Genomic DNA, 6635 nt, shown 5'->3' on the forward strand with positions numbered 1-6635 from the left:
ACTCTTCAATAGTATTACCCATAACGCGGAGAAGTCCAAACGGGACCCTTGGTTTTTCCGTTGGCGTGTCTGCGGTCTGCCCTTTCGGAGGGCTTGGGAACGGCCGGAATAGCAGTCGTTTTCTTCGCTCTTGTGTTCGATTGTTCGTGCGGAGTGCCTCTCTACCAGGGGTTTTGTCGCGAACTCGGGCCGAGTGCCGTGCTTCTCCAGTGGCGGCAGGCGATCTTGGCCGACGCCCGGGAGTGTCCTTTGCGGACTGATCCATCCGGGGGTCCGGAGGGCCGCCGAATACGGCCGCGGAGCGCTTGCGAGGCCCCGTTGAGGCCTTGGGCGGGGGTGGCGGCCGGTGGCTCGGCGGGTCGGGCAGCGCCGTCCGAAGCGGTCCGGCATCCGCTGGGTGGAAAGGAACTCTGCACCGGGGGTGGCCCCGGCCGGTCGGCAGCGCTGGCAAACCCGACAAAGCAGAACCTGAGTGACGGCAACGGCTCCGCATGCGTCCGGCCGGGTGACCCAACCTTGAACCAGTCGAGAAAACCCTGGGCGGCGGCAGACGGTCGAGCGACGGCGCCGGATTCGGTGACACCCTTCCCCGGATCCGATCCGCGGCGCGGGTTCGGTGCGCCACAAGGACGACTGCTCAGAGGCCGAACGGGCTCCCGAGGTGAACGACGGTTCGGCCGTCGGCGCCGATCCGCGACGGGCGCACCAAGACGTTGCAGCGGATAGGTATCGGCTTCTGTGCGGCGGACGAACGCGGCTGACGGGTGATCCTGCGCACGGCGATCACGGGACGGCATTTTGCGCGGGGACGGACCCCGCCGAAGGGTGGCAGGCCTGACACCGAAGCGAGTCCTAGCGGCACGTGTCCTCGAGTGGTGGGGTCGGCCGCACGCGGCTGGTCTGCTGATGAGCTCCCGAGCCGGCCGAGGTTTGGCGGGCGTGCGCCGGACCTCGGCTCGGGCGCTCCGGCTGCCTGCAACGGTTGCAGCACGGGCGAGCTCCGTTGACGACAGGCCGTTGCGGTCGGCCGAGGGAGGTGGTCGTGCCGAGGGTCTCGGTCCTGCCCAGCCGTCTGGTGCGTGAGTTCCGCTGAACGAGAGCGGAACTCCTTGAGCTCAAATGAGCGGTGACCACAGCCGCCGGGCGCTGTGGCCGGCGTCGTTCGGGCTAACGACGAAGCGCGGCGAGGCAAACTCGACCGGGACGCTCCAACGGCTGTGCACGGCCTCCGGGGATCAGGTTGATCCCCGCGCCGGTCGGGGCTAATGGCGCGCGCCGCCGGGCGACCTTCGGGGAGCAGGGTCTGTGGCTGCGCCGAGGTCGACGCTCGATGTAGTAGCTGCGAAAGCACCCTGCCGGGGCTTGGGGAACGGTTTTGCGGCGGACCGAGCCCGACGGCAGTTCACAGCTGCCTTGGCTCTCTGCAGTCCGGGATGCCGACGGTCGTGGTGGCGTGCGGAGCACATGCGCGGAGCTGATTCGTCGGCGCGGGACGAGGAGCCCCGGCGTGCGGGCAAGGCCGTGGCTGCTCCGTGACACGCGGGATGCTGGTGCCTTGACGGCACGCGACGGACTGCCAGGTTGCCGTGCCTGTCTATCGGGGCTGAAACCGAGTGGCGCCGTGATCGAGCACAGGCGATGGCAGGCGTGGCGTTCGGAGACTGCTGATGCATCTGGCGTCGCGGTGTTTCGCGCTGTCCATCGGCGGATGACGTTCCGGTGGGCTGTCGAGATGGTGGCAGGTGGGGCTGGTCGAGGCCGAGGGGCGCGGGTGCGGACGACGGCAGGTTCGGCGGGGTGAGGCTGCGGAGGTCGCTGATTCTGCTGTGCCACGCGTGTACCTCAGGGGATTCCGAGGGCGTTGCGACTGCTGCTCTGAGGACAAGGGGCTGACGAAGGCGGCCGGGCGAGGTAGCGCGAGGAGGGCCGTCTTGGTGTGCAGTCAGTGGCTGTAGGTCCTGAAACCGGGCGGGAAGGAACCGCGGATGACGCCTCGGTCCGACGACGGCGCTGACGCCGGCAGGTTCGGCGGGGTCGAGGGTGGGGATGGCTGAGTCTGTTGCGCCGTGCTGTCTGTCGGGGCCGACGCTGAGCGGCACGCGGCGCTGGTGCCTTGATCAAATGACGCGCCGGATGGTGACTGGGTAAGCGACTGGCTTCTCGGTGCGCCGTGATGAGGTGCAGCGCGGCGGTTACGACTCCGCGAGCCACCCGGCGCAGAGGGAGTAAGGCAAGCGGAAGCTGAAGTCGATGCGCCGGCGTGAGGCGAGAAGGCAGTGGTGGGCGACACAGCCGGCGAGCGGCTTTCCGTCCGGCACTCTCGACGAATCACTGCGGTGCGGCCGGCGCGGGTAGTCAGGTCCGGAGCCTGGCGGACCGTTTGGTTGTGGTGCGCGGACGGAGCTGGTGGTCCGCCGGGTCGTGGTGACGGCTGCGGTCGACGTTTGGCTGTGGTGCGGAAGCGGTGGCTGATCGTCGCGGCTGATGGCGGTTGGTGCGCGGGATTCGCCGCCGTGGGGCTGCCGCGCGTTGATGGGCGCGGCCGAGAAGGGCTTCGTGGGCCGGTGGCCCGGTGGGTGTTGGGACAGATGGCACTCGCGCAGTTGTGAGATCGCCGACAGATCGGCCCCCGACACCGGCAGCCCGGAACCGATATCCGGATGACGTCAGGCGGCCGGCTGGCGAGCATCGATGGCGCGAGGCCGGCAGCGAAACAACGTCATTCAGTGAGAACCACACCCCAGCAAGCCGGCGCGGACGTCCTGCTGCGTGTGCGAACGACTGCGGACAGTCGATCCATCACCGGACCGGTGAGTGAGATCCGTCTCCCGATGCCAAACGCCACCGCGTCCACTCAGGACCCTCACGCGGGCGCGGTGGTGCGGGCCAGGGAGAAGTACAGCTCGTCGCTGTAGGGGGCGGGGGTGTGGGTGGTGGGGCGCCAGATGGTGCGGGACAGGTGGAACAGGTCGCCGAGGTAGAGGTGGAGGGCGGTGGAGGGGCTGGGAGTGCGGTTGGCGACCGAGTGGATCACGTGTTCGTCCATGGGCAGGACAGCGCCGGCGGTCGTGTGGGTCTCGGCAGTGGGGGTGAGGGTGGCGTCGGCGAGGCGGTAGAAGGTGTTGGTCTCGCGGCCGTCCAGGACGGCGATGCAGGCGGGGATCAGGTGGTCGTGCGGTGGGTACTCCGTGCGGGGCGGGATCTCGACCCGCAGGAGCGTCAACGTGGGTTCGGCGTGGAGGACGTGTTCGGCGCGGCCGGCGCCGGGCAGCCACGTCAGGACGTCGGAAGCGGCGACGTCCTGCTGCAGCCGGAAGAGGGCGGCGGGTGTGGTGGCCCGCCGGGCCGCGTGGATGAGGTCGGTGAGATTCCGCATGGGGCTCCGTCCACCTGGGAGAGTCGGAGGACAGGGTGCCATCGGCGGGGGTCGGACGCCCGTGAAGAACGCGGCGCCGTTCTCAGGAGCTGCACATGAAGAAGGCCGCCTCCCCGGGGGAGGCGGCCAGTGGGCAGCGAACCGGCGTCAGAGCCGTTCTTGGAGCGCGTCCGCAGCGGCCAGGAGGTCGGCGGCCCAGCGCGCGCCCGGTTTGCGCCCGATGCGTTCGATGGGCCCCGACACCGACACGGCGGCCACGACGGCGCCCGACGAATCCCGCACGGGCGCGGAAACGCTCGCCACCCCCGGTTCGCGTTCGGCGACGCTCTGCGCCCAGCCGCGGCGGCGCACCTCGAGCAGGGTGCGTTCGCCGTACACAGCCTCGGCGAGGATGGTGCGCTGCGTGTGCGGATCCGACCACGCGGCAAGCACCTTGGCGCCCGAGCCGGCGGTCATCGGCAGGCGTGAGCCGACCGGAACGGTGTCGCGCAGGCCACTCGGCGGTTCGGCCGTGGAGACGCACACGCGCTGCACGCCGTCGCGGCGGTAGAGCTGCACGCTCTCGCCCGTGATGTCGCGCAGCTTCGGCAGCACGGAGCTCGCGGCGTCGAGCAGGGGATCGGTCGAGCCGCCCGCCAGTTCGGCGAGCGCCGTGCCCGGGCGCCAGCGGCCGTCCGGCCCGCGCCGGAGAAGCCGGTGCACCTCGAGTCCCACGGCGAGGCGGTGCGCCGTCGCCCTCGGTAGTCCCGTGCGTGAGCAGAGTTCCGCCAGCCCACAGGGGTCTTCCGCGACGGCCTGCAACACCGCCACGGCTTTGTCCAGTACTCCGATACCGCTATGCTGTCCCACGACGCGATACTAACTTCCCAAACTTCGGGAAGTCCAGAATCTGGGAAAAACGAACTCGAGCTGCGCGCGTGACGTGGCTCGCCCCGCCTTCGGTGCTCGCCCGAGTTCCTTGCTCCCGGCCAACCCCTTGGAAGGAGCCGGAGATGACCAGCCCGACCGGCAAGGCCCGCACGCTGGCGGAGAAGGTGTGGGACAGCCACCTCGTGCGCCGAGGCGAAGGCGCCGAACCGGACCTGCTCTACATCGACCTCCACCTGGTGCACGAAGTCACCAGCCCGCAGGCGTTCGACGGTCTCCGCCTGGCCGGGCGGCCCGTGCGCCGGCCCGACCTCACCATCGCGACGGAGGACCACAACGTCCCGACGGTGGACATCGACCTCCCGATCGCGGACCCCGTCTCGCGCACCCAGGTCGAGACCCTTCGCCGCAACTGCGAGGAATTCGGTGTCCGGCTGCACCCCATGGGTGACGCCGAGCAGGGCATCGTGCACGTCATCGGCCCGCAGCTGGGTCTCACGCAGCCCGGCACGACCGTCGTGTGCGGCGATAGCCACACCTCCACCCACGGCGCGTTCGGCGCCATGGCGTTCGGCATCGGTACGTCGGAGGTCGAGCACGTGCTCGCCACCCAGACGCTGCCGCTGCGCCCGTTCAAGACGATGGCGATCACCGTCGACGGGGAGCTCAAGCCGGGCGTCACGGCGAAGGACATCATCCTCGCCGTCATCGCCAAGATCGGCACCGGCGGCGGGCAGGGCTACGTGCTCGAGTACCGCGGCAAGGCCATCGAGGGGCTGTCGATGGAAGCCCGCATGACGGTCTGCAACATGTCGATCGAGGCGGGCGCGCGCGCCGGCATGATCGCGCCGGACGAGACGACCTTCGCGTACCTGAAGGGCCGCTCGCACGCGCCGCAGGGCGCCGACTGGGACGCCGCCGTGGCCGCGTGGCGCGAGCTGCGCACCGACGAGGGCGCCGAGTTCGACGCCGAGGTGCACCTCGACGCCGACGAGCTCACCCCGTTCGTGACCTGGGGCACCAACCCGGGCCAGGGCCTGCCGCTGGGCGCCTCCGTGCCCGACCCGGCCACCATCGGCGACGAGAACGAGCGCGCCTCCGCCGAGAAGGCCTTGTCCTATATGGACCTGACGCCGGGCACACCGCTGCGCGAGATCTCGGTCGACACCGTCTTCCTCGGTTCGTGCACCAACGGCCGCATCGAGGACTTGCGCGCGGCCGCCGACGTGCTGCGCGGGCGCAAGGTCGCCGAGTCCGTCCGCATGCTCGTGGTCCCCGGTTCGATGCGCGTGCGCAAGGCGGCCGAGGAGGAGGGCCTGGACAAGGTCTTCACCGAGGCCGGCGCCGAGTGGCGGCAGGCCGGTTGCTCGATGTGCCTCGGCATGAACCCCGACCAGCTCGCGCCCGGTGAGCGCAGCGCGTCGACCTCCAACCGCAACTTCGAGGGCCGGCAGGGCAAGGGTGGGCGCACCCACCTCGTGTCGCCGCTCGTGGCCGCCGCCACCGCCGTCCGGGGGACGCTCTCGTCCCCGGCCGACCTGGCCACCGTCTGACCCTCCCCCGAGACAGGAGCTCCCACCATGGAACCGTTCACCCAGCACACGGGCATCGGAGTGCCGCTGCGCCGGTCCAACGTGGACACTGACCAGATCATCCCCGCGGTGTACCTCAAGCGCGTGACCCGCACCGGCTTCGAAGACGGGCTGTTCGCCAGCTGGCGCACCCAGGAGGACTTCATCCTCAACTCCGAGCCCTTCAAGTCCGGCAGCGTCCTCGTCGCCGGGCCGGACTTCGGCACGGGCTCGTCGCGCGAGCACGCCGTGTGGGCGCTGATGGACTACGGCTTCCGCGCCGTGATCTCTTCCCGCTTCGCCGACATCTTCCGGGGCAACTCCGGCAAGGGCGGTCTGGTTGCTGCCCAGTGCGAACAATCCGACGTCGAACTGCTCTGGAAGCTGCTCGAGAACGACCCGGGCACGGAGGTCACGGTCGACCTCGAGACCAAGACCGTGCGGGCCAAGGACTTCACCGCGCCCTTCCAGATCGACGACTACGTCCGCTGGCGCCTGCTCGAAGGGCTCGACGACATCGCTCTCACCCTGCGCCACGCCGAAGACATCGACGCGTTCGAGTCGGCCCGGCCCTCCTGGAAGCCCGTGACCACCGCGAGCACGGCCTCCTAGCCACCCCAGGCCAGGGGCACGGATTCCCTGCTCGGAAAGGGAATCCGCGCCCCTGCGCCGAGGTTGCGGAGAACCTCTTCGCCCACACCAAACGGCACCTCACGAGGCCCCGGACGGGTCCCTCGAGAGGCGGAACCACTCCCGACGCAAGGGAAAATTCCGCGCGCCGTTTGGAATTTGTGCTGCATTGGTAATACCGTGTGCGCTAG

4 protein-coding genes are annotated in these 6635 nt (G+C 69.8%); 2 read left to right on the forward strand and 2 right to left on the reverse strand.

Annotated elements, in window-relative coordinates; translation table 11 throughout:
- Nucleotides 1-2863: 2863 nt before the first annotated feature.
- A complete protein-coding gene (locus tag ACIA77_RS52185; RefSeq protein ID WP_395893710.1) occupies nucleotides 2864-3376 on the reverse strand; it encodes a hypothetical protein in 513 nt (170 codons plus the stop codon).
- A 147-nt stretch (nucleotides 3377-3523) separates the two neighbouring features.
- Complete coding sequence (locus ACIA77_RS52190) at nucleotides 3524-4225, reverse strand: IclR family transcriptional regulator (protein ID WP_395893711.1); 702 nt, start codon at nucleotides 4223-4225, stop codon at nucleotides 3524-3526.
- Nucleotides 4226-4368: 143 nt separating this feature from the next.
- On the opposite strand from ACIA77_RS52190, the gene leuC reads away from it, so the two are divergent.
- The gene (leuC, locus tag ACIA77_RS52195) at nucleotides 4369-5796 is read left to right on the forward strand and encodes a 3-isopropylmalate dehydratase large subunit (protein WP_395893712.1); all 1428 of its coding nucleotides are present in this window, start codon (nucleotides 4369-4371) and stop codon (nucleotides 5794-5796) included.
- 27 nt (nucleotides 5797-5823) lie between these two features.
- On the forward strand, nucleotides 5824-6426 hold the full coding sequence (gene leuD, locus ACIA77_RS52200; RefSeq protein WP_395893713.1) for a 3-isopropylmalate dehydratase small subunit: 603 nt from the start codon (nucleotides 5824-5826) through the stop codon (nucleotides 6424-6426).
- Nucleotides 6427-6635 lie beyond the last annotated feature (209 nt).

Source organism: Amycolatopsis sp. NPDC051903, assembly GCF_044452505.1.
Taxonomy (GTDB): Bacteria; Actinomycetota; Actinomycetes; order Mycobacteriales; family Pseudonocardiaceae; genus Amycolatopsis.

Coding starts and splice junctions, on each gene's coding strand:
- leuC (WP_395893712.1), top strand. CDS start 4,369: ATGACCAGCCCGACCGGCAAGGCCCGCACGCTGGCGGAGAAGGTGTGG.
- leuD (WP_395893713.1), top strand. CDS start 5,824: ATGGAACCGTTCACCCAGCACACGGGCATCGGAGTGCCGCTGCGCCGG.
- ACIA77_RS52185 (WP_395893710.1), bottom strand. CDS start 3,376: ATGCGGAATCTCACCGACCTCATCCACGCGGCCCGGCGGGCCACCACA.